Annotated in this window: 21 protein-coding genes and 1 tRNA gene; 11 read left to right on the forward strand and 11 right to left on the reverse strand. The window is 68.0% G+C overall.

The window, feature by feature from the left end:
• Positions 1–26: 26 nt before the first annotated feature.
• Together recO and ACI3KT_RS12905 are read left to right on the forward strand one after the other, a co-directional pair.
• Positions 27–755: a DNA repair protein RecO gene (gene recO / locus ACI3KT_RS12900; RefSeq protein WP_292909619.1), complete on the forward strand. Its 729-nt coding sequence runs from the start codon at positions 27–29 to the stop codon at positions 753–755.
• A complete protein-coding gene (locus ACI3KT_RS12905; protein ID WP_404904636.1) occupies positions 752–1,552 on the forward strand; it encodes an isoprenyl transferase in 801 nt (266 codons plus the stop codon). The genes recO and ACI3KT_RS12905 overlap by 4 nt, the downstream gene beginning before the upstream one ends.
• On the opposite strand, the gene ACI3KT_RS12910 is transcribed toward ACI3KT_RS12905, so the two are convergent.
• Positions 1,543–2,103, reverse strand: a complete 561-nt coding sequence (locus ACI3KT_RS12910; RefSeq protein WP_404904638.1) for an AAA family ATPase — start codon at positions 2,101–2,103, stop codon at positions 1,543–1,545. The two genes, ACI3KT_RS12905 and ACI3KT_RS12910, sit on opposite strands and share 10 nt — an antisense overlap.
• A gap of 52 nt (positions 2,104–2,155) precedes the next feature.
• On the opposite strand from ACI3KT_RS12910, the gene ACI3KT_RS12915 reads away from it, so the two are divergent.
• Positions 2,156–2,830: a DsbA family protein gene (locus tag ACI3KT_RS12915; protein WP_292909625.1), complete on the forward strand. Its 675-nt coding sequence runs from the start codon at positions 2,156–2,158 to the stop codon at positions 2,828–2,830.
• 22 nt (positions 2,831–2,852) lie between these two features.
• Here the strand turns inward: ACI3KT_RS12915 and ACI3KT_RS12920 are convergent, their stop codons facing one another.
• Both ACI3KT_RS12920 and ACI3KT_RS12925 read right to left on the reverse strand, forming a co-directional pair.
• On the reverse strand, positions 2,853–4,076 hold the full coding sequence (locus tag ACI3KT_RS12920) for a metallophosphoesterase family protein (RefSeq protein WP_292909627.1): 1,224 nt from the start codon (positions 4,074–4,076) through the stop codon (positions 2,853–2,855).
• A 120-nt stretch (positions 4,077–4,196) separates the two neighbouring features.
• Positions 4,197–4,697 (reverse strand): glutathione peroxidase, encoded by a 501-nt coding sequence (locus ACI3KT_RS12925; RefSeq protein WP_307297350.1) that lies wholly within the window; start codon positions 4,695–4,697, stop codon positions 4,197–4,199.
• A gap of 59 nt (positions 4,698–4,756) precedes the next feature.
• On the opposite strand from ACI3KT_RS12925, the gene dusB reads away from it, so the two are divergent.
• The 6 genes from dusB (at position 4,757) to ACI3KT_RS12955 (ending at position 11,463) form a co-directional block, all read left to right on the forward strand.
• A complete protein-coding gene (gene dusB, locus ACI3KT_RS12930; protein WP_404904640.1) occupies positions 4,757–5,911 on the forward strand; it encodes a tRNA dihydrouridine synthase DusB in 1,155 nt (384 codons plus the stop codon).
• Positions 5,901–7,298: a deoxyguanosinetriphosphate triphosphohydrolase gene (locus ACI3KT_RS12935; RefSeq protein WP_404904642.1), complete on the forward strand. Its 1,398-nt coding sequence runs from the start codon at positions 5,901–5,903 to the stop codon at positions 7,296–7,298. The genes dusB and ACI3KT_RS12935 overlap by 11 nt, the downstream gene beginning before the upstream one ends.
• Positions 7,298–9,154 carry a DNA primase gene (gene dnaG, locus ACI3KT_RS12940; protein WP_404904644.1) on the forward strand — a complete coding sequence of 619 codons (1,857 nt, stop codon included), beginning with the start codon at positions 7,298–7,300 and terminating at the stop codon, positions 9,152–9,154. The genes ACI3KT_RS12935 and dnaG overlap by 1 nt, the downstream gene beginning before the upstream one ends.
• Before the next feature lie 36 nt (positions 9,155–9,190).
• On the forward strand, positions 9,191–9,964 hold the full coding sequence (locus tag ACI3KT_RS12945; protein WP_307297344.1) for an ATP-binding cassette domain-containing protein: 774 nt from the start codon (positions 9,191–9,193) through the stop codon (positions 9,962–9,964).
• Positions 9,965–10,061: 97 nt separating this feature from the next.
• Positions 10,062–10,137 (forward strand) — tRNA-Asn (locus tag ACI3KT_RS12950).
• A 69-nt stretch (positions 10,138–10,206) separates the two neighbouring features.
• Positions 10,207–11,463, forward strand: coding sequence for a threonine/serine exporter family protein (locus ACI3KT_RS12955; protein WP_404904646.1), 1,257 nt, complete (start codon positions 10,207–10,209; stop codon positions 11,461–11,463).
• A 57-nt stretch (positions 11,464–11,520) separates the two neighbouring features.
• Here ACI3KT_RS12955 and ACI3KT_RS12960 read toward each other — a convergent pair whose 3' ends face one another.
• Positions 11,521–12,036: a septum formation family protein gene (locus tag ACI3KT_RS12960; RefSeq protein ID WP_292909639.1), complete on the reverse strand. Its 516-nt coding sequence runs from the start codon at positions 12,034–12,036 to the stop codon at positions 11,521–11,523.
• A 116-nt stretch (positions 12,037–12,152) separates the two neighbouring features.
• On the reverse strand, positions 12,153–12,719 hold the full coding sequence (gene def, locus ACI3KT_RS12965; RefSeq protein WP_292909641.1) for a peptide deformylase: 567 nt from the start codon (positions 12,717–12,719) through the stop codon (positions 12,153–12,155).
• Between the two features lie 49 nt (positions 12,720–12,768).
• Here def and ACI3KT_RS12970 point away from each other — a divergent pair, with 49 nt between their 5' ends.
• Positions 12,769–13,767, forward strand: coding sequence for a DMT family transporter (locus ACI3KT_RS12970; protein WP_404904658.1), 999 nt, complete (start codon positions 12,769–12,771; stop codon positions 13,765–13,767).
• 66 nt (positions 13,768–13,833) lie between these two features.
• On the opposite strand, the gene pgl is transcribed toward ACI3KT_RS12970, so the two are convergent.
• From pgl to tkt, 6 genes are read right to left on the reverse strand one after another with little or no spacing between them, the layout of a single operon-like run.
• On the reverse strand, positions 13,834–14,613 hold the full coding sequence (pgl, locus tag ACI3KT_RS12975; protein ID WP_404904648.1) for a 6-phosphogluconolactonase: 780 nt from the start codon (positions 14,611–14,613) through the stop codon (positions 13,834–13,836).
• Between the two features lie 5 nt (positions 14,614–14,618).
• Positions 14,619–15,554 (reverse strand): glucose-6-phosphate dehydrogenase assembly protein OpcA, encoded by a 936-nt coding sequence (locus ACI3KT_RS12980; RefSeq protein WP_404904650.1) that lies wholly within the window; start codon positions 15,552–15,554, stop codon positions 14,619–14,621.
• Complete coding sequence (gene zwf, locus ACI3KT_RS12985; protein ID WP_404904651.1) at positions 15,551–17,098, reverse strand: glucose-6-phosphate dehydrogenase; 1,548 nt, start codon at positions 17,096–17,098, stop codon at positions 15,551–15,553. The genes ACI3KT_RS12980 and zwf overlap by 4 nt, the downstream gene beginning before the upstream one ends.
• Positions 17,099–17,120: 22 nt before the next feature.
• Positions 17,121–18,728 (reverse strand): glucose-6-phosphate isomerase, encoded by a 1,608-nt coding sequence (locus tag ACI3KT_RS12990; RefSeq protein WP_404904653.1) that lies wholly within the window; start codon positions 18,726–18,728, stop codon positions 17,121–17,123.
• Positions 18,725–19,837, reverse strand: a complete 1,113-nt coding sequence (tal, locus tag ACI3KT_RS12995) for a transaldolase (RefSeq protein WP_292909653.1) — start codon at positions 19,835–19,837, stop codon at positions 18,725–18,727. The genes ACI3KT_RS12990 and tal overlap by 4 nt, the downstream gene beginning before the upstream one ends.
• Positions 19,838–19,853: 16 nt before the next feature.
• Positions 19,854–21,953 (reverse strand): transketolase, encoded by a 2,100-nt coding sequence (gene tkt, locus ACI3KT_RS13000; protein ID WP_292909655.1) that lies wholly within the window; start codon positions 21,951–21,953, stop codon positions 19,854–19,856.
• A 256-nt stretch (positions 21,954–22,209) separates the two neighbouring features.
• On the opposite strand from tkt, the gene ACI3KT_RS13005 reads away from it, so the two are divergent.
• On the forward strand, positions 22,210–23,124 hold the full coding sequence (locus ACI3KT_RS13005; RefSeq protein ID WP_373426330.1) for a heme o synthase: 915 nt from the start codon (positions 22,210–22,212) through the stop codon (positions 23,122–23,124).
• Positions 23,125–23,204: the final 80 nt, after the last annotated feature.

The following is a 23,204-nucleotide window of genomic DNA, read 5'->3' on the forward strand; positions in this document are numbered from 1 at the left end:
TGTCCCGCACGGAGGATAATCGAGAGGTGCCGACGTACCGAGATGAAGCGGTGATCCTGCGCACTCACAAGCTCGGTGAGGCGGATCGCATCGTCACCATGCTCTCGAGACGGCACGGCAAGCTGCGCGCAGTCGCGAAAGGGGTGCGGCGCACATCGTCGAAGTTCGGCTCGCGCCTCGAACCGTTCATGGTCGCGGACGTGCAGCTGTACCAGGGGCGATCGCTCGACATCGTGCAGCAGGCGGAGTCGCTGGGCTCCTACGGCGCCGAGATCGCCGCGCACTACGATCGGTTCACCGCCGCCAACGCCATGGTCGAGACGGCCGATCGCCTGAGCGATTCCGAGGCGACGCCCGAGCAGTATCTTCTGCTGGTCGGCGGGCTCCGCGCGCTCTCCCGGGGCGAACACGCCGCGCGCAGCATCCTCGACTCCTATCTTCTGCGCGTCATGGCGTTGTCCGGCTGGGCGCCCTCTCTCGGGGACTGCGCCCGGTGCGGTGCACCCGGTCCGCATGCGAACTTCATCGGACAGCTCGGCGGGATGGTGTGCCGGAATGACGCGCCGGCGGGAAGTCCCAAGATCGCAGAACGGACGATCGCATTGCTGCGATCGCTCATGGCGGGGGAGTGGGAGATCATCGACGCGGCTTCTCCGGTCGAGACCTCGGCGGCATCCGGACTCGTCGCCGCCTACGCCCAATGGCACCTCGAGCGCGGCATCCGCTCGCTCGCTCACCTGGAAGGAAACCGGTGACCCCGAAGCCGTACACGCACAAGGATGCCGTCGCATACCGTCCGCTGGACTGGACCGGAGTGCAACCTCCCGTGTTCCCGAAGGTGCCCGAGCACGTGGCGATCGTCATGGACGGGAACGGCCGGTGGGCGAACCGCCGGGGACTGAACCGCATCGAGGGGCACAAGGCGGGCGAGGAGGTCCTGCTCGATGTGGTGGCCGGCGCCATCCAGGCCGGTGTGAAACACCTGTCGGTGTACGCGTTCTCGACGGAGAACTGGGCGCGCTCGCCCGAGGAGGTGCGCTTCCTGATGGGGTACAACCGCGACGTCCTGCACCGTCGGCGCGATCAGCTCAACGAGTGGGGTGTGCGGGTGCGCTGGGCGGGGCGGAAGCCGCGCCTGTGGGGCAGTGTGATCAAGGAGCTGCAGTACGCCGAGCAGCTAACCCGCGGCAACGACGTGCTCACCCTCACGATGTGCGTCAACTACGGAGGCCGCGTCGAGCTCGTCGACGCGATGCGGGCGATCGCGTCGGATGTCGCCGCCGGGCGGGTCAAGCCGAGCGCGATCACCGAGAAGACGATCCGGCGCAACCTGTACGTCCCGGACATGCCCGACGTCGATCTGTTCGTGCGCAGCTCGGGGGAGCAGCGGACCTCGAACTTCCTCCTGTGGGAATCGGCTTACGCCGAGATGGTCTTCCTCGACACGCTGTGGCCGGACTTCTCCCGCGAGGAGCTGTGGCGCGCGATCGGCGTGTACCTCTCGCGAGATCGCCGCTTCGGCGGCGCGGTGGATTCGCCCGATCAGGCCTGAGCCCGCAACCACCGCTCGGTCTCGCGCGGATTCCGCAGCCGCACGATCGTCAGGTGCGGGAAGCGCTCTTCGACGACCGGCATCCGCTCGCTCCATTTGCGCAGCGTCCTCGTCTGCCAGAGCAGGATGTTCTCCTCAGGGTCGCGGCGGAACAAGCTGAGAAGGCCGCGCTCGGTGTTGCCGTTCCACAGACGGGTGCGCAGCAGCTGTCGTGACGCGGTCCGGCGGATGAGGCGCGCGCGCACGACCCGGTACGGATAGTCGAGCCACAGCACCACCTGCGCGCGCGGGGCGAGGATGTCATCCGTCCCCTTGCTCGTGTACTGCCACTCGGTGACCCAGCGATCCTCTCCGGCGAACGCGCGCACGTCGTCGAGGAAGCTCGGACGAGGGGTCCAGTCCGGACCGTGGAAGAGTCCGTCGATCTCTATGTGGCGGAGTCCCCATCTGTCCTCGACCCGCCGAGCGAGAGTCGTCTTGCCCGAACCGGTGACGCCGGCGATCAGCACTCTGTCGGGTCGGAACGGCAGGAGATCGGCGGAAGAGAGCATCCGAGAAGCCTAGAACGGAATAGCGCCCGGGCGCATGCGGTTGGATGAGAGTGTGACTGAACCCATCTCGATCGACATCTGGTCCGACATCGCCTGCCCGTGGTGCTACATCGGCAAGCGCAATCTCGAGAAGGGTCTCGACGCGGTGGCCGCTGATGAGGACGCCCCGCAGGTGAACATCACGTTCCACTCGTTCGAGCTGTCGCCCGACACTCCCGTCGACTTCCACGGCGATGAGGTCGACTTCCTCGCAGGTCACAAGGGCATGCCGCGCGCGCAGGTCGAGCAGATGCTCTCGCACGTCACCGGTGTCGCGGCGGAGGCCGGTCTCGCGTACCGGTTCGACCTTCTGCAGCACACCAACACCGTGAAGGCGCACGAGCTGCTGCACTTCGCGAAGGCCCAGGGTCTGCAGCACGAGATGGAGGAGCGCCTGATGTCGGCGTACTTCACCGAGGGCCGGCATGTCGGCCGCATCGACGATCTCGTCGATCTCGCGATCGAGGTCGGACTGGATGCCGACGAGACCCGTGAGGCTCTCGAGTCGGCTGCCCACCTGCCCGCCGTCCGTCAGGATCAGGCTCAGGCTCAGGCCTACGGCATCCAGGGCGTGCCGTTCTTCGTGATCGACGGCCAGTACGGCATCTCGGGTGCGCAGCCTCCTGCGGCTTTCGAGAACGTGCTGCGCGACCTCTGGTCGAAGCGCGGCGACTCCGTGGAGGCGTGACCCGCCGCGCTTCGACCGGCCGTCAGACCTTCTGCTGAGCAGGAGCGAGCGGCAAGGGCTCCATGGGCTGATCGTCTGCGGTGAGGTCGATGCCGAGGTCGCGGGCGTAGACGACGCGGGTCGAGATCGACACGGCCTCGCCTGATTCGGTGAGCTCGAACACGCGACCGCCGCGCATCCTGTTGCGTTCGGCCCCTTCGAGTCCGTACGCGCCGAAACCCGTGCCCGGGGCGTAACCGAGTCTGACCCCGTAGTAGTCGCCGACGTAGTCGTTCACATGGTCATGCCCGACGAAGACGCCCTTCACATCGCCGCGTTCGAGGATCGCGTTGAACATCCCGGAGTTGAACGGACCGGGGCACTCGTCTTCGTTGCGCTCTCCGACGATGCCGTGGCGCGCCCTGCCGCGGGCGGCATCCGCCTCCGTGCGGGTGTCGACTCCTCCCCACCACATGAAGCGGTGCTCCCACAGCGCGATGTGGATGAACATGAGACCGGGCACCTTGCGGCCACCGCGTCGCTCGAGAGACGTGGACTGATCGCGATACCAGGCGACCTGGTCCATGCGCAGCCAGTCCCACGTGGGGTAGCCCGAGAAGTCCTGGCCGTTGATCGCGTCGGGTGCGTAGCGGCCCGAGTCCATCATCCACAGTGCGAACGCATCGCGGTTCTTCTTCGTCGACGAGGCGACCGGCACGAGGGTGTTGCTCGTGCCCGTCAGACCAGCGGCGTTGTCGGCGTTCAGATTCCAGGCGTATGAGCGGTAGATCTGGAGCATGCCCGCTTCGTCTACGCCCGACTCGGGCAGGGAATCCTCGTCATGGTTGCCGTAGGTGACGGCCCACGGGATGCCGCGCGACTCCATGGGCCACACGACGTTGTTGATCGCCTGCTTCACCGCGAGCCGGGTCTCGCAGCCACTCGAGATCACGTCTCCGTTGATCACGACGAAATCGGGTTTCTCCTGGTCGAGGATCTTCTCGATGAGCTCGACCGTGCGTCGATCGGTCTGCTCGTCATCCTGAGTGTCGTTGAACTGCACCACCTTGAACGTCCCGTCGGCGCGGAATCGCAGCTTCGGGGCGTTAGGCCGCGGCTTCCCTGCGCCTGAGCCGGCGGCTGCGGCAGGAGCGGGTGGTGGCGCCGGATCGGCGTGCGCGGCACTCACCGGCAGGGCGGCGCCCAGGGCGCCCAGCGCTCCGGCAGTGAGGACGGCGCGTCGGCTCATCGGCATTCGATCGGGCATTCCTGGTCTCCTTCGTCGTGCGGCGGGATTCGCCGCGGCGAGACTAGGGAGTGCAGGTGGCGACGATCTGACCTCCAGGTGAACACGCGTTCACCTGGAGGGGCGTCAGAGCGCCCGCAATCAGCCGACGCTGGAGAGCGCCGCCTCGATGGCTCCGACGATGGCGGGGTCGTCCGGCGTCTGCTTCGGTCGGAAGCGCTGCACCGATCCGTCGGGGGAGACGAGGAACTTCTCGAAGTTCCACTCGACCCGTCCGGCTTTGCCGCCGGCATCCGGAGTCTCCTTGAGTGCCTTGTACAGTTCGGCGGCGCTCCTGCCGTTCACCTTCACCTTGTCGTTGATCGGGAACGTGACGCCGTAGGTGACCGAGCAGAACTCGAGGATGTCGTCGACCGAACCCGGTTCCTGTCCGAAGAACTGGTTGCACGGGAAGCCGACCACGCTGAAGCCCTTGTCACCGTAGCGGCGCTGCAGTTCTTCAAGCTGCTCGTATTGGGGGGTGAGGCCGCATTTCGAGGCCACGTTCACGACGAGGACGACGTCGGCGCCGAGATCGTCGAGCGTCTTCTCCGCTCCCTGAGCGTCGACGAAGGGGATGCTGCGCACTGCGGAATCGGTCATATCCACAGCTTAGGTCGATGGGGCGCCATGGGCTCCGCGTCTGGGAGAATGGAAGGGTCATGACTGTCGCCACCGCTCCCGCCCGCCCGCTCCGCATCGGACCGATCGACCTCGACGTGCCCGTCGTGCTCGCGCCGATGGCCGGCATCACGAACACCGCGTTCCGTCGCCTCTGCCGCGAGTACGGAGCAGGGCTGTATGTGAGCGAGATGATCACCTCGCGCGCACTGGTCGAGCGCAACGAGAGCACGATGCGCCTGATCCGCCACCACGAGTCCGAGACACCGCGTTCGATCCAGCTCTACGGCGTCGACCCGAAGACGATCGCCGACGCGGTCCGCATCATCGTGGCCGAGGATCATGCCGACCACATCGACCTGAATTTCGGATGCCCGGTGCCCAAGGTCACCCGTCGTGGCGGGGGAGCGGCCCTGCCCTGGAAGAACCGTCTGTTCGCGGACATCGTCACGCAGGCCGTCAAGGCGGCGGGAGACATCCCGCTCACTGTGAAGATGCGCAAGGGCATCGATCACGACCACCTGACCTTCATCGAGGCAGGCCGCGCCGCCGAAGACGCGGGCGCGGCGGCAGTCGCGCTGCATGCACGGACCGCCGGCGAGTACTACTCGGGTCACGCGGACTGGAACGCCATCGGCGAGCTCAAGCAGGCCGTCACCAGCATCCCCGTTCTCGGGAACGGCGACATCTGGTCTGCGGAGGATGCCGTGCGGATGATGGGGCAGACCGACTGCGACGGCGTCGTCGTCGGGCGCGGCTGTCTCGGCCGCCCGTGGCTGTTCGGCGACCTCGCCGCGGCATTCGGCGCAGAGTCGACCCCAGTCGACGCGACCCTCGGGTTCGTCGCCGACGCCTTCCGCCGTCACGCCGAGCTTCTCGTCGAGTTCTTCGATGACGAGGATCACGGATGCCGCGACGTGCGCAAGCACGTCGCCTGGTACTTCAAGGGCTACCCGGTCGGCGGCGACATCCGCACGGGACTCGCGATGGCATCCAGCCTCCAGCACATCGACGATCTGCTGGGCCAGCTCGATCGCGATGCGCCATACCCCGGAGCGGATGCCGAGGGTCAGCGCGGTCGCGCGGGCCGACCGAAGCGCACCTCCTTGCCCGACAAGTGGCTCGAGTCCCGGGAGATCGGCGAGTCGACGTCGGAGATGATGCGCGGAGCGGAGATCGAGAACAGTGGCGGTTGACCTGCCGGCAGGCTCAGCCGCCCAGCGGACCGACGGCTACGACCCGCGCGACGCCGAGCGCTACTTCGCCGAAACGCACCGATCCGAGCGAGACGACTTCGCGCGCGATCGCGCGCGCGTGCTCCACTCGGCAGCCCTTCGTCGTCTGGCCGCCAAGACGCAGGTGCTGAGCCCCGCCAGCACCGCCGACTTCGCGCGCAACCGGCTCACGCACTCCCTCGAGGTCGCCCAGGTCGGCCGTGAGCTCGCCACCGCCCTCGGCGTCTCGGCCGACGTGGTCGACACCGCGTGCCTCAGCCACGACCTCGGCCATCCGCCGTTCGGCCACAACGGAGAGCGGGCGCTCAACGAATGGGCGGAGGACATCGGCGGCTTCGAAGGCAACGCCCAGTCGCTGCGCATCCTCACCCGGCTCGAGGCGAAGGTGCTCGACGATGACGACCGCTCTGTCGGTCTGAACCTCACGCGCGCGAGCCTCGACGCCACCTGCAAGTACCCGTGGACTGCCGACAGCCCGGTTCCCGACCCCGGCGGCCGCCTCAAGTTCGGCGTCTATCCCGATGACGAGCCGGTGTTCCGCTGGATGCGCGAGGGGGCGCCGGGGCGGCTTCGCTGCATCGAGGCCGAGATCATGGATCTCTCCGACGACATCGGCTATTCCGTGCACGACTTCGAAGACGCCATCGTGAACGGCTACGTCGACGTCGCGCAGCTGTCGGACGCGCGTGAGCACGAGGCGTTGATCGACCGCATCCAGCAGTGGGTGGGCTACGACTTCACCCGCGACGAGCTCGCCGATTCGCTGTACCGTCTCGCCGGGTTGCCGATGTGGTTGAACTCCTTCAACCGCTCCCGGCAGGACCTCGCCCGGCTGAAGAACCTCACCAGCGACTTCATCGGCCGGTTCGCCCGCGCGTCCGTGTCCGCCACGCGGGAGGCGTACGCGGGGCCTGCGCTCGTGCGCTACAACGCGCACGTCGTCGTGCCGCGCGTCGTCGAGACCGAGATCGCGGTGCTCAAGGGCATCATGGGCCAGGCGATCGTCACGATCGACGCTCGCAAGGGCGTCTACAAGGAGCAGCGACGCGTGCTCAAGCGGCTGGCTGACTCCCTGTGGTCGACCGATGCCCTGTGGTCGGCTGGCGCCGACGTGCTCGAACCCGCGTTCGCGGCGGACTTCGTGGCGGCGGCGAACGATGCCGAACGCGCAAGGGTCGTGGTCGACCAGATCGCGAGCCTCACGGACCAGAGCGCGATCGACTGGCACAACCGCCTGGTCGGGGAGATCGACCCCGCCGAGGTAGGCATCTGGAGCCCACGGCACGCGCGCCCGGGGGCTCGCCCTGCGACACCGGCCGAGCGCCGCTCCGTCGCCGAGGTGCGCTGATGCCCCGCATCCGTCAGGCCGATGTCGACGAGGTGAAGGCGCGCACGAACATCGCCGACATCGTCGGAGAGCGCGTCGCGCTGAAATCTGCCGGCGTCGGATCGCTCAAGGGTCTGTGCCCCTTCCACGACGAGAAGAGCCCGAGCTTCCACGTGCGGCCGCAGGTCGGCTACTATCACTGCTTCGGCTGCGGGGAGTCGGGCGACGTCTACTCCTTCCTGCGTGAGATCGACCATGTCAGCTTCACCGAGGCCGTCGAGCGGCTGGCCGGACGCATCGGCTACTCGCTGCACTACGAAGACGGCGGGGCGGCACCCGAGACGAGCGGACGGGCCCGGCTCTACGCCGCGAACACCGCAGCGGCCGAGTTCTTCCGTGCGCAGCTGCTGTCTCCTGATGCCGAAGCCGGCAGGCGGTTCCTCGGCGAACGGGGGTTCGATGCGGGAGCGGCGGCGCACTTCGGCGTCGGCTTCGCCCCTCGTGGCTGGGACGGGATGCTGAAGGCGCTCACCGCCCAGGGATTCACGAGAGACGAGCTCAGCACCGCCGGTCTCGTCTCGACCGGCCAGCGCGGCGTGTACGACCGCTTCCGCGGACGCCTGGTGTGGCCCATCCGCGACGTGTCGGGGCAGACCATCGGATTCGGAGCCCGCCGTCTGTTCGACGACGACAAGGGCCCGAAGTACCTGAACACCCCGGAGACGCCCATCTACAAGAAGGCGCAGGTGCTGTACGGGCTCGACCTGGCCAAGAAAGACATCGCGCGCGGAGATCCGCGACGTGTGGTCGTCGTCGAGGGTTACACCGACGTGATGGCCTGCCACCTCGCGGGTCTCACGACGGCGATCGCGACCTGCGGAACCGCCTTCGGCACCGATCACATCAAGGTGCTGCGCCGGGTGATGGGCGACGACAACGCCTCGGGCGAGGTGGTGTTCACCTTCGACGGCGACGAAGCGGGGCAGAAGGCAGCCCTGCGCGCATTCACCGAGGACGACCGGTTCAAGGCGCAGACCTTCGTGGCTGTGGCTCCCGACGGACTCGACCCGTGCGATCTGCGCCTGCAACGGGGGGATGCCGCGGTGCGCACCCTCATGGATGCCAAGGTGCCGATGTTCGAGTTCGCGATCGACCGCAGGCTGGGGGGTTTCGATCTCTCGACGGTCGAGGGCCGCGTCGGCGCACTGCGTGCGGCGGCTCCCATCGTCGCCGAGATCAAGGATCCGCTGCTGCGTCCCGGCTACGAGCGCGTCCTCGCTCGCCGCCTCGGCATGGACCCGACCGAGGTCCGCAGCGAGGTGCGACGCTCGGGCCGCACCGCTCCTCCCGATGCTCCCCGCCACGAGCAGCCACACGGCGATGGGCCCTCAGGCGGGCCGGCACTCGCGCCCGTGACGCTCGCGAGCCTGCCCCGATCGGCGGAGGTCGCGCTGGAACGCGACGCGCTGATGGGGGCGCTGCAGTACGGGCACCAGATCGATCAGGGGCTGTTGGGCAGGGCGTTGAGCTCGGCATTTCGCACGCCGGGTCTCGACGCCGTGCGCGAAGCGGTCGCATCCGCCCCCGACCGCACCAGGGCGGGGTGGGTGACCGAGGCGGTCAACGCCGTGCGTGAGCCCTATCGCTCCCTCGGCGGCGAGCTGCTGATGACGCCGTTCCCGGCGCGTGACGAGGCCGGTGCGGTGGCATCGGCGACAGATCTGTGTCGGCGTCTCATCGTGCGCAGCCTCGACGATGAGAAGAACGAGCTGCTGGGGGCGGTGCAGCGCGTGCCCGCCGACTCCGACGGAGGCCGCGCACTGCGCATGCGCCTGCGCGATCTCGACGTCGAGCGTCAGCGCTTCGCCGAGTCGTAACGGGTTCCGCCGCCGCGCGCAGGGCAGGATGGAACCATGTCCCGCCGGCACGACCCCACGCACGCGATCGACTGCTCGGATCTGGTGATCGACCGTGCAGGCCACGGATCGCCGACCCGGGCCGTCGACGGCGTCACCTTCTCGCTCTCACCTGGCGGACTGATCTGCGTCGCCGGCCCCACGGGGTCGGGAAAGTCGTCGCTGGTGCTGGCCCTGGCCGGTTCCACGGATCCGTCCGTGCGCATCGTGGGCGGCAGCGCACACGTGTGCGGCGTGAACGTGAGGCGTCCTGGGCGCAAGCATCGGGTCCTGACCTACCGCACCGGATTCGTGCCACAGGGCGCCGGTGCGGATCTGCCGCCTCGGCTCACGGTTCAGGAGGTCATCGCCGAGCCGATCCTCGCGCGGGAACGACGGGTGAACACCAAAGCCCTGTCGATCCGTGTGGCGACTCTGCTCGACGAACTGCATCTTCCACTCGGGACGGCCGCGAAGTTCCCATATGAGCTCAGTGCCGGCATGAGGCAGCGTGTGGCGATCGCTCGGTCGTTCGTGCTCGAGCCGCGTGTTCTGATCGCCGACGAGATCCTCGCGAACCTCGACCTCGAGGTGCGTCCGGTGGTCTTCGACGCGATCACCCGTCGACGCAAGGAGCTGGGAATGGGGGCGCTTCTCGTGACGAACGATGCCGACTTCATCCGCGAGCTGAACGCCGAGACGCTCATGCTCAGAGGAGGCCACGTCGTCGCCCGGGGTGTCGGCAAGGACCTGCTCTGGGCGCCGAACGCCGAGGCGGATTCGCAGCCATGACGTCCCCGTGGCTCGACACGCCCGAGGCGTGGCCCGTGTCACGACCACGCGAAAGTATTTGCTAGGATTGACGAGTTGCCCGCGCAGCGGAGCACATTCCTCGGTAGCTCAATTGGCAGAGCAGCCGGCTGTTAACCGGCAGGTTCTTGGTTCGAGTCCAAGCCGGGGAGCCAAGACCCCCGGCCTTCGCATGAAGGCCGGGGGTTCTCCCTTTCCCACCCCAGTCGATGAAGGCCTGGCGGATGTCCCGATCCCCGCAGTTCGCGCAGCTCGGCGCCCTCCTGCTCGAGGCAGGGTTCTCGGCGACCGACGCACGCGACGCTCTCGAGGAGATCCGCGAGCGCATCGCGCCGGAGGAGGAGCTCTCCTTCGCCGTTCTTCCGGAAGCGGTGTTCGTGTCGCCGCTCACGGGCGAGGCGGGCTCGATCCTCAGGATGAGCTTCGCGTCGTCGTTGTCGACCCGGCAGTCCGCGATGGTGAGCCGCATGATGCACCGCCTGCGCGACGGTCGGATCACGCTGGAGCACGCGCTGGGCGCGGAGCAGCAGCGCATCAGAAGTGCGACGATGCGGATGCCCCTGGTGCGCTGGACCGCCGGCAACACTCTGCTCGCCGCCGGGCTGGCCGTGCTGTTCCGGTGCCCCTGGTGGGCGGTTTTGGTGGCGGCCATCGTCGCGGGTCTGATGGGCGCGCTGTCGGTGCTGCTGCGGCGCATCCGACCCGCTGCCGCGATCGTGCCCTTTCTCGTCGCGCTGCTGTCGACAGTCCTCGTGAGCGAATCGGCGGCGATGCTGGGCTACTCCTCAGTGCCGCTGTTCGCCGTCTGCGCGCCGATCGCGATCCTGGTCCCTGGCGCTCTCATCACGAACGCACTTCTCGAACTCACAGCGGCGGATGTCGTCTCGGGCGCATCCCGGCTCGTCTACGGCATCGTTCAGTTGGGTTTCATGGCTGCCGGGATCGCCGCCGGAAGCGCATGGATAGGACTCACGATCGACCAGGACTCCGCGTTCCTGCTCGCCGACGTCAGCGGGGTGCTGAGCGCCGGCCCCGCCTGGGCATCGCTGCCGTCGGCCGGGTTCAGCTGGATGGGCGTGGCAGCCCTCGCGATCGGCATCAGCATCGCGTTCGGCGCCGGGTACCGGCTGACCGCCGTGAGCATCGCCGCGATGGGCGTCGCCTACGCCCTCCTGGTGCTGATCGCACCGTTCGCCGGGAGCGCGATCGCGACCGGCGCCACAGCGTCTGTGCTCTTCATCATCGCGAGGCTCGTCGAGCGCTCGTCATTCGCGATTCCGGCGACGATCACTTTCCAGCCGGCGTTCCTGCTGCTGGTACCGGGAACCGTCGGCCTCGTGGCGATCACGTCGTTCGACGTCGCCCCCGTCGCCGCGGCTCTCGCCGTGTTCGTGAGTCTGTGCATCGGAACGAAGCTGGGCTCCATCGTGGTCGACACCCACTGGTGGCGGCTGTTCCGGCGTCGGTCGAGCGCGGTATGACAAGAGAAGAGGCCCCGCCGACTGGCAGGGCCTCTCCTCTTGCTGTGTGAAAGTCGCTCAGAGACCGGTGCCCGCGAGCGAGCCGGTGGTCTGCCCGGCGGGGTTCGTGACGACGCACTGGATGACGCGGTCGTTCAGCTGGTCCCAGGTGTCCTGGGTCGGGGTGATCGGGTAGACCTCGAGCGTCGACGAGTTGTAGTCGATGCCGATGAAGTTGGTGAAGGCGTCGCCGATGCACTCCTGCGAAGCGGCGTCGACAGCCTCGCTGGAGAACTCGCCGTCGTCCATCTTGAGCTCGTAGTAGACCTCTTCATCGTGCGGCTCTTCGCAGGGGACGACGTCGGCGTCGGAGAGCAGACCCTCGGGGCTTTCCATCTTGCAGTCGCCGACCTTCAGCGCGAAGATGTCGATGTTCGAGCTCTCGGTGACCTGGCCGGACTCCTCGTCGCGGTCGGCGTCTCCCGAGCCGCCGCCGAGGATGCCGTTCAGCGCGCTACAGCCGGTCAGTGCGAGCGACAGTGCTGCCGCAGCACCTGCGAGAGCAAGTGCGCGACGCGTGCGCAGTTTCATCATGTGTACCCCTCCAGAGACAATGGTGCGCGGGCGCATGAAGGCACCCACAGATATGACGCTATCTCGCCAGAAGTCTGTGATGCAACTTGAAAATGCCTTTGATCAGGCTGGGAGAGTCATCCCTCGAGGTCGTCGATCCCGGGCGTCCAGCTGACGCCGGGACGGCCCCATCCGCGCTTGCGGGCGATCTTCTGCACGGTCTTCCAATCCCCGTCCGACAGCCGGTCGACGTAGATGATGCCGTCGAGATGGTCGAACTCGTGCTGCATGATCCGCGCACGCCATCCGTCGACGTCGATCGAGACGGGGCCGCCGTCGAGATCGGTGCCGGTGACGCGCACGCGCTCTGAGCGACGCAACGGGAAGCGCTCACCGGGGAAGGACAGGCATCCTTCCGATTCGAGATCGGGATCCGGGTCGCCCGGCTCCAGAGGCACCATCCACAGCTCGGGGTTGATGAGAACGCCGCGCCAGGGCTGGTCGTCGTCGTCCACGTACGAGTATGTGTAGATACGCAGGGGCACGCCCACCTGCGGAGCGGCGAGTCCGACGCCGGGCGCCGTGTCCATGGTCTCGTACATGTCCGCCACGAGCGAGCGGATCTCGTCGGTGATGCCATCGACGGCAGATGCGGGGGAGTGCAGGACGGGATCGCCCATGATGCGAATCGGAAGTACAGCCACGCCATAACCCTACTTGGGCGAAAGCGCCGGGTAGTGTCGTAGGGTGAGCATTTCGGTGTGGCTGAGCAGCGAGGACGTGAGCGAGCAGCTCGTCGGCGTCTTCAACAACCCCAAGCTCCTGCTCGGCATCCCGCTGGCTCTGGCCGGTGCCGTTTTCATGTCGCTGGGCGCGCAGTACCAGCACCGAGGCGTCGAGAAGGTCGAGCAGCTCAGCGGTTCGGATGCTGCGTCCGGCCTCACCTTCGATCAGCTCAAGCGCCTTCTGGCCCGGCCGTCCTGGTTGGTCGGAACGCTGATGCTCGCCCTGGCGATCGTGTGCCAGCTCTCGGCACTGGCTGTGGCGCCCCTGATCGTCGTGCAACCGCTCGGGGCGATCGCCCTGGTCATCACGACCCTCCTCAACGCCCGGGTGTCGGGTCACACGCCCACCAAGCAGTCGATCACAGCCATCGTGTGCTGCGTCGGCGGCATCTTCCTCTTCGTCTCCTTCGCCGCAGTGTTCGCGACCGAGAAGGCCATCGGCGACATCGAGCTGTTCACGATCCTGGCGATCCTGCTGGTCGTGATCATCGCGCTCGGCGCCGCCTGGCTCGTTCTGCGCCACCGGATGCGGGCGCTGTTCTACGTGATCGGCGCCGGCATCCTCTACGGCTTCGTCGCCACGCTCGCGAAGGCGACGATCAACCGCATCGAGAACGGCAGCTTCGACTGGATCACGGTGATCTGCGTGATCGCTCTCGTCGCGGCATCCGCGGTCGGCGCGTACTTCGTGCAGACCGCCTACGGCTCGGGTCCGCCCGACCTCGTGATCGCCGGCCTCACCGTTGTCGACCCGATGGTCGCCGTGCTGATCGGCATGCTCGTGCTGGGCGAGGCCGCGGCCGCCCCCGGCTGGGTGCTGGCGATCTTCGGCCTCGCCGGCGCGATCGCCGTCTTCGGCGTCGTCGGGCTGGCCCGCTATCACCCTCAGGTGCTCAGCGAGAGCCAGGACCTCGGCATCGAGCGGGGCTCGAGTGCCGGCCCTTCGACAGGCTCAGGGCCCCAGTAGCTCCCAGTGCCACAGTAGGGATCAGTGCCCAGTAGATCAGGGCCCAGTAGATCAGGGCCCCGTAGATCAGTAGGCCGGGTCGATCAGGTCGGGGGAGACCTCTGAGGCCGCGGCCTCGTCGACGAAGAACACCGTGCGCTTGCGGCCCTTCGCGCCTGCTGCCGGCACGCTTGTGTAGCTCGCCCCTGCGAGGGCGAGCCCGAGAGCGGAGGCCTTGTCGGCGCCCGTGATGACGAGCCATACCCGCTTCGACGAGTTCAGGACGGGGCGCGTGAGCGTGACGCGTTCGGGCGGAGGCTTGGGCGAGTCCCGCACGGGAAGCACCGCGGCATCCGTCACCGTCACCTCGGGGCGATCGGGGAAGAGCGAGGCGATGTGCCCGTCGGGGCCGACTCCGAGGAAGCAGACGGCGAAGGTCGGCCATGGGTTCTCGTCGGTTGCAAAACGGGCGAGCTCCGCGGCATACGCCGCGGCCGACTCGTCGAGACCGAGTCCGCTGTCGGGCCCGGCGACCTCGTGCACGTTCTCGGCGGGCACGTCGATGCGATCCAGCAGGGCCTCGCGGGACTGCACGGAGTTGCGATCGGCGTGGTCGCGCGGAACGTAGCGCTCGTCACCCCACCAGAAGTGCACGAGCGACCAGTCGATGCCCGCCGAACGCGGATTCTCCGCGACGGCGCGCAGCACCGAACCGCCCATGGAACCGCCGGTCAAGGCGATATGGGCGACACGGCCGCTGCGCGTGCGAGCACGCAGACGCGTGATGAACCTGTCAGCCACTCTGGCCGCGAGTGCGGCCGGGGTGGGTTCGACGACGACCCGCTTCTCTGCGGGCGCTGCCTGCATCGACATCATTCTCCTGTCTCGGGCGGACCCAGCTTCTCCCAGCCCTCGGTGATGACTCGACCGTACAGGACGTCGGGGTCGAGGCGACGCAGCTCCTCCGCGAGGCACTCCCGGAGAGTGCGCCGCGGCAGATGCAGGTCGTGGTTCGGCTGATCGGGCTGCGTGAGCACCGCGATGCCCGGCGCCGGGCGCTCGAGCAGGATGTCTCCCGCTGCGCGCGTGAGACGCACGGACTTGATGCCCTCCTGCCAGTTCTCCGGATCTTCGTACGACCAGCGCACCGGCACGTCGAGGGCCATCTGCAGCCACGCGGCGAGCAGTGCCGTCGAGGGCGACGCGGAGGCGCCGCGGACCTCGACCGCCGTGACCTCGTCGAACGGCGGCTGGTCGAGCACGGCGGCGAGCTGCTCACGCCAGTGCGTGAGACGGGTCCAGGCGAGGTCCGTGTCGCCGGGTGCGTGCGTCGCGCCCAGAAGGTCCAGGCGCTCGCGCACGTCGGACGCCGTCGCGGCATCCGTGATCCGGCGCTGTGCGATGCGTCCGAGGGGCGACGCCGATGGCGCGACCGGCGCGTCCTCGGGCCACCAGGCGACGACGGGCGCGTCAGGCAGCAGGAGACCGGTGATCAGGCTCTCCTCGTTGCTGGCGGCTTCGCCGTATGCACGGAGCACGACGACCTCGCTCGCCCCGGCGTCGCCGCCGACGCGGATCTGCGCGTCGAGACGGGACTCGCCGTCACCGGTCGTGAGCACGATCACCCGCATGGGGTGCTCGCGAGAGGCGTCGTTCGCAGCGTCGATGGCGGCTTCGGCGACGCCGTTGCGCGCCGAGATCACCAGGGTGAGCACGCGCCCGAGGGCGACCACGCCGCCCTCTTCGCGCGCCTTGACGAGGTTCTTCGCGACCTGGCTGACGGTCGTGTCGGGAAGGTCGATGATCACGGTCGTCTCCAGACTCGTCCGTCGCGGGCCAGCAGGGCGTCGGCGGATGCCGGGCCCCAGGAACCGGATGCGTACTGCTCGACAGGACCGCCCTCTGCGGCCCAGAACTTCTCCACCGGGTCGAGGATCTTCCAGGAGAGCTCGACCTCCTCGTGGCGGGGGAACAGGGGAGGGTCGCCCAGCAGGACGTCCAGGATCAGCCGCTCGTACGCCTCGGGGCTCGCCTCGGTGAAGGCGTGGCCGTAGCCGAAGTCCATCGTCACGTCACGCACGTTGGTGCCGTTGCCGGGGACCTTGGAGCCGAAGCGGAGCGTGACGCCCTCGTCGGGCTGCACGCGGATGACGAGCGCATTCTGCCCGAGTTCCGAGGTGTTGCTGCGGCCGAACAGGTGCTCCGGGGCGCGCTTGAACACGACGGCGACCTCGGTCACGCGGCGGCCGAGACGCTTGCCGGTGCGCAGGTAGAACGGCACGCCCGACCAGCGGCGCGTGTCGATCTCGAGCTTGATCGCGGCATAGGTCTCGGTGGCGGACTCCGGGTCCATGCCCTCCTCGTCGAGGAAGCCGGTCACCTTCTCGCCGCCCTGCCAGCCGCCGGCATACTGCCCGCGGGCGGTCGCGAGCGCCAGGTCGTCCGGCACGTGCACGGCCGCGAGCACCTTCTCCTTCTCAGCCCGCAGATGCTCGGCCGAGAGGCTGATGGGCTCCTCCATCGCCGTGAGGGCGAGGAGCTGCAGAAGGTGGTTCTGGATGACGTCACGGGCAGCGCCCACGCCGTCGTAGTAGCCGGCGCGGCCGCCGACGCCGATGTCCTCGGCCATCGTGATCTGCACGTGGTCGACGTAGTTGCGGTTCCAGATCGGCTCGTACAGCTCGTTCGCGAAGCGCAGCGCCAGGATGTTCTGGACCGTCTCCTTGCCGAGGTAGTGGTCGATGCGGAAGATCGAGTCGGCCGAGAACGCGACTTCGAGGGCTTCGTTCAGCTCGCGAGCGGATTCGAGGTCGTGACCGAAGGGCTTCTCGATGACGACGCGGCGCCAGCGGTCCTCGCCCTGATCCTCGCCGACGAGTCCCGAGTCCTTGAGCTGCTGCGCGACCACCGCGAAGGACTTCGGCGGGATCGACAGGTAGAAGGCGTGGTTTCCCATCGTGCCGCGCTCGGTGTCGAGCTGGTCGACGGTCTCCCGGAGCCTGGCGAAGGATGCCGGGTTGTCGAACTCGCCCGAGACGAACCGGATTCCCTGGAGCAGCTGCTCCCAGGTCTCCTCGCGGAAGGGCGTGCGGGCGTGCTGCTTGACGGCGTCGTAGACGACCTTCGCGAAGTCCTGATCCTCCCAGTCACGGCGGGCGAACCCGACGAGGGCGAATCCGGGCGGCAGCAGGCCGCGGTTGGCGAGGTCGTAGACCGCGGGCATGAGCTTCTTGCGCGAGAGATCACCGGTCACACCGAAGATCACGAGGGCGCTGGGCCCCGCGATCCGGTTGAGGCGACGATCGTCAGGGTCGCGCAGCGGGTTGTGCCCGCGCGAGATGGGAACAGACATCGGTGGGGGATTCTCCTGGCTGTTACTTCTGGGCTGCTTCGAAAAGGGTGAGGACGTCAGCCGACGAGTCGGTGATCGTCAGCGTGACGACCGGACGGCCATGATCGGCGAGAACGGCCGCGTCGCCCGCGGCCTGTGCCTGGATGAGCTGACCGAACGTGAACGGGCGGTCGGGGATCTCGAGATCGACGTCCGTCCGCTCGAGGATCTGCACGAACACGCCCTGTGCAGGGCCGCCCTTGTGGTACTGGCCGGTGGAGTGCAGGAAGCGGGGTCCCCACCCGAATGTGGCCGGTCGCCCCGCGTCCGCGGCGACGAGCTCTCGGAGGCCCTGCAGCTGCGGGACGTCGATGCGGTTCACGTAGGCCTGGATCGAGACGTAGCCGTCTTCGCCCAGACGTGCCCAGAGCGCGTCGAGGACGCCCTCGACCGTTCCCGACGCTGCGAGGGCGGCATCCGAGACGCGGACCTCGACGCCGTTCTCGACGAAGACCGGTGCCGTGGGTTCCGGCCGCACGTCGAGCAGACCGCGGGCTGCGACCTTCGCCGATTCGACGTCGGGCTGGTCGAAGGGGTTGATGCCGAGCAGGTGACCGGCGATGGCCGTCGCGTACTCCCACACGATGAACTGCGCACCCAGCGTGCCCGAGACGAGGATCTCGCCGGGGTGCTGCTCGCGCAGATGGAACTCGTTCGCGTCGTCGACCAGCCTGACGATCTGCAGATCGGTCGGCGTGGCGTCGAGCTCGGGAGAGACCGGAAGAAGGACGACGGGAAGGATCCCGGTGCCCTGCTTGCCGGTGGACTCGGCGATCAGCTGCTCGATCCAGTCGGGCAGCCCTTCGATGTGCGTGCCGTCGGTGATGAGCCCGAGCTTGTCGCGGCGAGGACTCGTGGCCGCGATGGCGGCGGCGAGACGCAGGGCAGGGTTCTCGGCCGAATCGACCGCGACCTCGAGCAGAGAGGCCTCTGCTTCGTCGAGGAGTTCGGCGACGTCGACGCCTGCGAGCCCTGAGGGCACGAGGCCGAACGCGGTGAGCGCGGAATAGCGTCCGCCCACGTTCGGATCGGCGTTGAACACGCGATAGCCAGCTGCTCGCGCCGACACGTCGAGAGGGGAGCCCGGGTCGGTGACGACCACGATCCGCTCCACCGGGTCGATCCCGAGATCACGGAACGCGGCCTCGAACGTGCGCCGCTGCGAGTCGGTCTCGATCGTGGATCCCGACTTCGACGAGACGACGAGAACCGTGTTCTCGATGCCGTCGTCGAGGGCCGCGAGCACCTGCCCAGGAGCAGTCGAATCGAGGATCGTCAGCTCGAGACGTGCGGTCTGCGCGATGACCTCCGGCGCGAGCGAAGACCCGCCCATTCCGGCGAGCACGACGCGCGTGACGCCCTTCCGAGCGAATTCCTCGCGCAGCGCGACGATCTCCGCCACGAGCGGGCGAGAGACCGTCACGGCTTCGACCCACCCGAGCCGGACGGAGGCCTCGGCCTCGGCATCCGCACCCCACAGCGTGGCATCGCCGTTCGTGATGCGGGAGGCCACGAGGTCGTGCACCAGACCGGGAACGGTCTCGTCGATGGCGGCCTTGGCCGCGCCCGACGCGTGCAGCGCGAATGTCATCGCTGCGCCTCGAGCCCTTCCTTGACCTGGGTGAGCAGATCGTGCCACGAATCGATGAACTTGGCGACGCCCTCGTCCTCGAGAACCTGGGTGACATCGGCGAAGTCGATGCCGAGCTCCGCGAGTCCGGCGAAGACCGCGCGAGCCTCCTCGTAGCCGCCCGTGATGGTGTCACCGGTGACCACGCCGTGGTCGAACGTGGCCTCGAGCGTCTTCTCGGGCATCGTGTTGACGACGCCCTGCGCGACCAGCTCGGTGACGTAGAGCGTGTCGGGCAGCGCCGGGTCCTTCACGCCGGTCGACGCCCACAGCGGGCGCTGCAGGTTCGCGCCGGCCTCGAGGAGAGCCTTGGCGCGATCGCCCGCGAAGGTCTGCTCGTAGAGCTCGTATGCGAGACGGGCGTTCGCGAGGCCGGCCTTGCTCTTGAGAGCCTCGGCCTCGGGGGTGCCGATCGCCGACAGGCGCTTGTCGGTCTCGGTGTCGACGCGCGACACGAAGAACGAGGCGACGGATTCGATGGTCGACAGGTCGATGCCCGCGGCCTTCGCGGTCTCGAGACCCGTCAGGTACGCGTCGATGACCTCGGCGTAGCGCTCCAGGCTGAAGATCAGCGTGACGTTGACGCTGATGCCGGCGCCGATCGCCTGGGCGATGGCAGGAAGACCGGCCTTCGTCGCGGGGATCTTGACAAGCAGGTTCGGACGGTCGACCTTCGCCCAGAGCTCCTTGGCCTGCGCCACGGTGCCCTCGGTGTCGTGTGCGAGATCGGGGGAGACCTCGATCGAGACGCGGCCGTCGACGTGGTTCGACGCCTCCCAGACGGGACGGAACACGTCGAGTGCTGCGGCGACGTCCTGCGTCGTGGCCGCGAACACGGCCTCCTCCGCGGTCGCGCCGGATGCGGCGAGCTCGGTGACCTGCGCGTCGTACGACGTGTCGTCGGGGTTGGTGATCGCGTTCGCGAAGATCGTCGGGTTCGTGGTGACGCCGACGACGTTGCGCGTCTCGATCAGCTCGGTCAGGTTTCCGGAGTTGATGCGGGCGCGAGAGAGGTCGTCGAGCCAGATGCTGACGCCGGCTGCTGCGAGATCTGCGGTGGGGGTGCTCATTGTCGTGACTCCTTGATCAGTTGGCCTGTGCGGCCAGGGTCTCGCGGGCGGCGGCGATGACGGCCTCGGTCGTGATGCCGAACTCGCGGAACAGGGTCTTGTAGTCGGCGGATGCGCCGAAGTGGTCGATGCCCACGGAACGACCCCGGTCGCCCACGATGCCGCGCCAGCTGAGGACGGAGCCCGCTTCGACGGAGACACGGGCGGTGACGGATGCCGGCAGCACCGACTCGCGGTAGGCCTCGTCCTGCTCGGCGAACCACTCCAGCGACGGGGCGGAGACCACACGGACGTTCACGCCTTCGGCGGCGAGAGCCGCACGGGCGTCGACGCCCAGCTGCACCTCGGAGCCGGTCGCCACGATGATGACGTCGGGGGTGCCGTTCGGCGCCTCGGCGAGGACGTAGGCGCCGCGGGCCGTGTTCGACGCCGAGGCGAAGACCTCGCCGGATGCAGCGCCCTCACCACGTGCGAACACCGGGATGTTCTGACGGGTCAGCGCGATGCCCGAGGGGCCGCCGTTGCGCCGGAGGATCTCCAGCCACGCCGCCGCGGTCTCGTTCGCGTCGGCCGGGCGCACGAGCGTGAAGTTGGGGATCGCGCGCAGGGTCGCGATCTGCTCGACCGGCTGGTGCGTGGGGCCGTCCTCGCCGAGGGCGACGGAGTCGTGCGTCCACACGAAGATGCTGGGGATGTCCATCAGCGCGGCGAGCCGCACCGGGGGGCGCATGTAGTCGCTGAAGATGAGGAAGGTGCCGCCGAACGGACGTGTCGGACCGTGCAGCTTGATGCCGTTGACGATCGCGCCCATCGCGTGCTCGCGGATGCCGAAGTGCAGCACGCGGCCGTAAGGGCTGCCCGACCACTCGTGGGTCGACCACTCGGCGGGGATGAAGGACTTCGCGTCCTTGATCGTGGTGAGGTTGGACTCGGCGAGGTCGGCCGATCCGCCCCACAGCTCGGGGAGCTCGGCGGCGAGGGCGTTGATGACCTGGCCGGATGCGGCGCGGGTCGACACGTCCTTGCCGGCCTCGAACACGGGGAGAGCCGAGTCGATGTCGGCCGGGAGCTCGCCCGCTTCGAGGCGGTCGAGCAGCACCTTGCGCTCGGGGTTCGCGGCGGCCCAGGCGTCGAAGGACTCCTGCCAGGCCGCGCGGGCCTCGGCTGCGCGGGCTGCGAGCCCGCGGGTGTGGGCGATGACGTCGTCGGCGACGGCGAAGTGCTGCTCGGGGTCGAAGCCCAGGACCTTCTTGGTCGCGGCGAGCTCGTCGGCGCCGAGGGCGGCGCCGTGGATCTTGCCCGAGTTCTGCTTGCCGGGCGACGGCCAGCCGATGATCGTCTTCAGGATGATCAGCGACGGCTTGGAGGTCTCGCCTTGCGCGGCCTCGATGGCGGCGTGGAGCTCGGCGACGTCTTCGACGTACTCGCCGCTCTTCTTCCAGTCGACGACCTGAACCTGCCAGCCGTACGACTCGTAGCGCTTAGCGACGTCTTCCGTGAAGGCGACGTTGGTGTCGTCCTCGATGGAGATCTGGTTCGAGTCGTAGATCGCGATGAGGTTGCCGAGCTGCTGGTGTCCGGCGAGCGAGGACGCCTCGCTGGTCACACCCTCCTGCAGATCGCCGTCGCCGGCGATGACGTAGATGAAGTGGTCGAACGGGCTGGTGCCGGCCGCCGCCTCGGGGTCGAACAGACCGCGCTCGTAGCGCGAGGCGTACGCGAAGCCGACGGCCGAAGCCAGGCCCTGGCCGAGCGGCCCCGTGGTGATCTCGACGCCCTTGGTGTGACCGTACTCGGGGTGCCCGGGGGTGAGGGAGCCCCATGTGCGCAGCGCCTTCAGATCGTCGAGCTCGAGCCCGAAGCCGCCGAGGTACAGCTCGACGTACTGGGTGAGGGAGGAGTGACCCGCAGACAGGATGAAGCGGTCTCGGCCGAGCCAGTCGGTGTCTGTCGGGTCATGACGCAGCACCCGCTGGTAGAGGAGGTAGGCCGCCGGCGCCAGGCTCATCGCGGTGCCGGGGTGGCCGTTGCCGACCTTCTCCACGGCATCCGCAGCCAGAATGCGTGCGGTGTCCACCGCGCGCCGATCGATCTCTTCCCACTGCAATTCCGACACGGTGAAGCCCTTCTCCAACAGTTCGAGAGCGCCCGGATTGCACTGTCGCGGTCCGCAACGATACGGATGGGGATGCTTGAGCGCCGGGCGCGCGAGTGATTTCAGCATAGCGCTGCGTGTCACCTCGTTACATCGTCTTACAACGCTTCACCTCGCTCAGAATTCCGATGTGAGAACACGGGCGACGGCGGGGAGGCGTCGACGGGTGCCGTAGACTGAAAGGGCTGTCTATGCATGCGCTGAGGAGGCGATCGAGATCTCGACGATGTCTGATCAGACCGTTGTGAAGAAGTCCATCGGTCGCACGGTGAAGGCCTATGTCGCCCTCACGAAACCGCGAGTGCTCGAGCTTCTGCTGGTCTCCACGGTCCCCGTCATGTTCCTCGCCCAGGGCGGGATGCCGGACCTCTGGTTGGTTCTCGCGACGGTGATCGGCGGCTCGATGAGCGCGGGATCCGCGGCCGCGTTCAACATGTATCTCGACCGCGACATCGACGCGCACATGCACCGCACCGAGAACCGGCCGCTCGTGACCGGCGAGATCACCCCGCGAGGCGCGCTCATCTTCTCGTGGACCCTCGCGATCCTCTCGACGGTGTGGCTCTGGGCCACGACCAACTGGCTTGCAGCCGTGCTCTCGGCATCCGCGATCTTCTTCTACGTGGTGATCTACACGATCATCCTCAAGCGGCGCACCGAGCAGAACATCATCTGGGGCGGCATCGCGGGGTGCTTCCCCGTGCTGATCGGGTGGGCGGCGGTCACCGGGTCCCTCGACTGGCCCGCGTTCATCCTGTTCGCCCTCATCTTCCTCTGGACGCCGCCGCACTACTGGCCGCTGTCGATGAAGTACAAGGACGACTACGACGACGTCGACGTGCCGATGCTCGGCGTCACGCGCAACGCGTCGCAGGTCGGCCTGCAGGTCATCCTGTACGCGTGGGCGACGGTCGCCTGCTCGCTGCTGCTCGTGCCGATCGCGGGCATGGGCCTGGTCTACACCGTGTCGGCTCTCGTCTTCGGCGGCTGGTTCATCTACGAATCGCACCGTCTCTACAACCGCGCCGTGCGCGGTGGCGAGGCGCGGCCGATGCGTGTCTTCCACGCCTCGATCACCTACCTGACGCTCATCTTCGTCGCGGTCGCGATCGACCCGCTGCTGCCCTTCTGAAGGCTGTTGTCGTACTGAGAAGAGACAGAGGCGGGACTCATCGATATCGATGAGTCCCGCCTCTTTTTTTTTGTTAGCTG

The sequence above is a fragment of the Microbacterium sp. ZW T6_19 genome (assembly GCF_044987465.1).
GTDB classification, from domain to species: Bacteria; Actinomycetota; Actinomycetes; order Actinomycetales; family Microbacteriaceae; genus Microbacterium; species Microbacterium natoriense_A.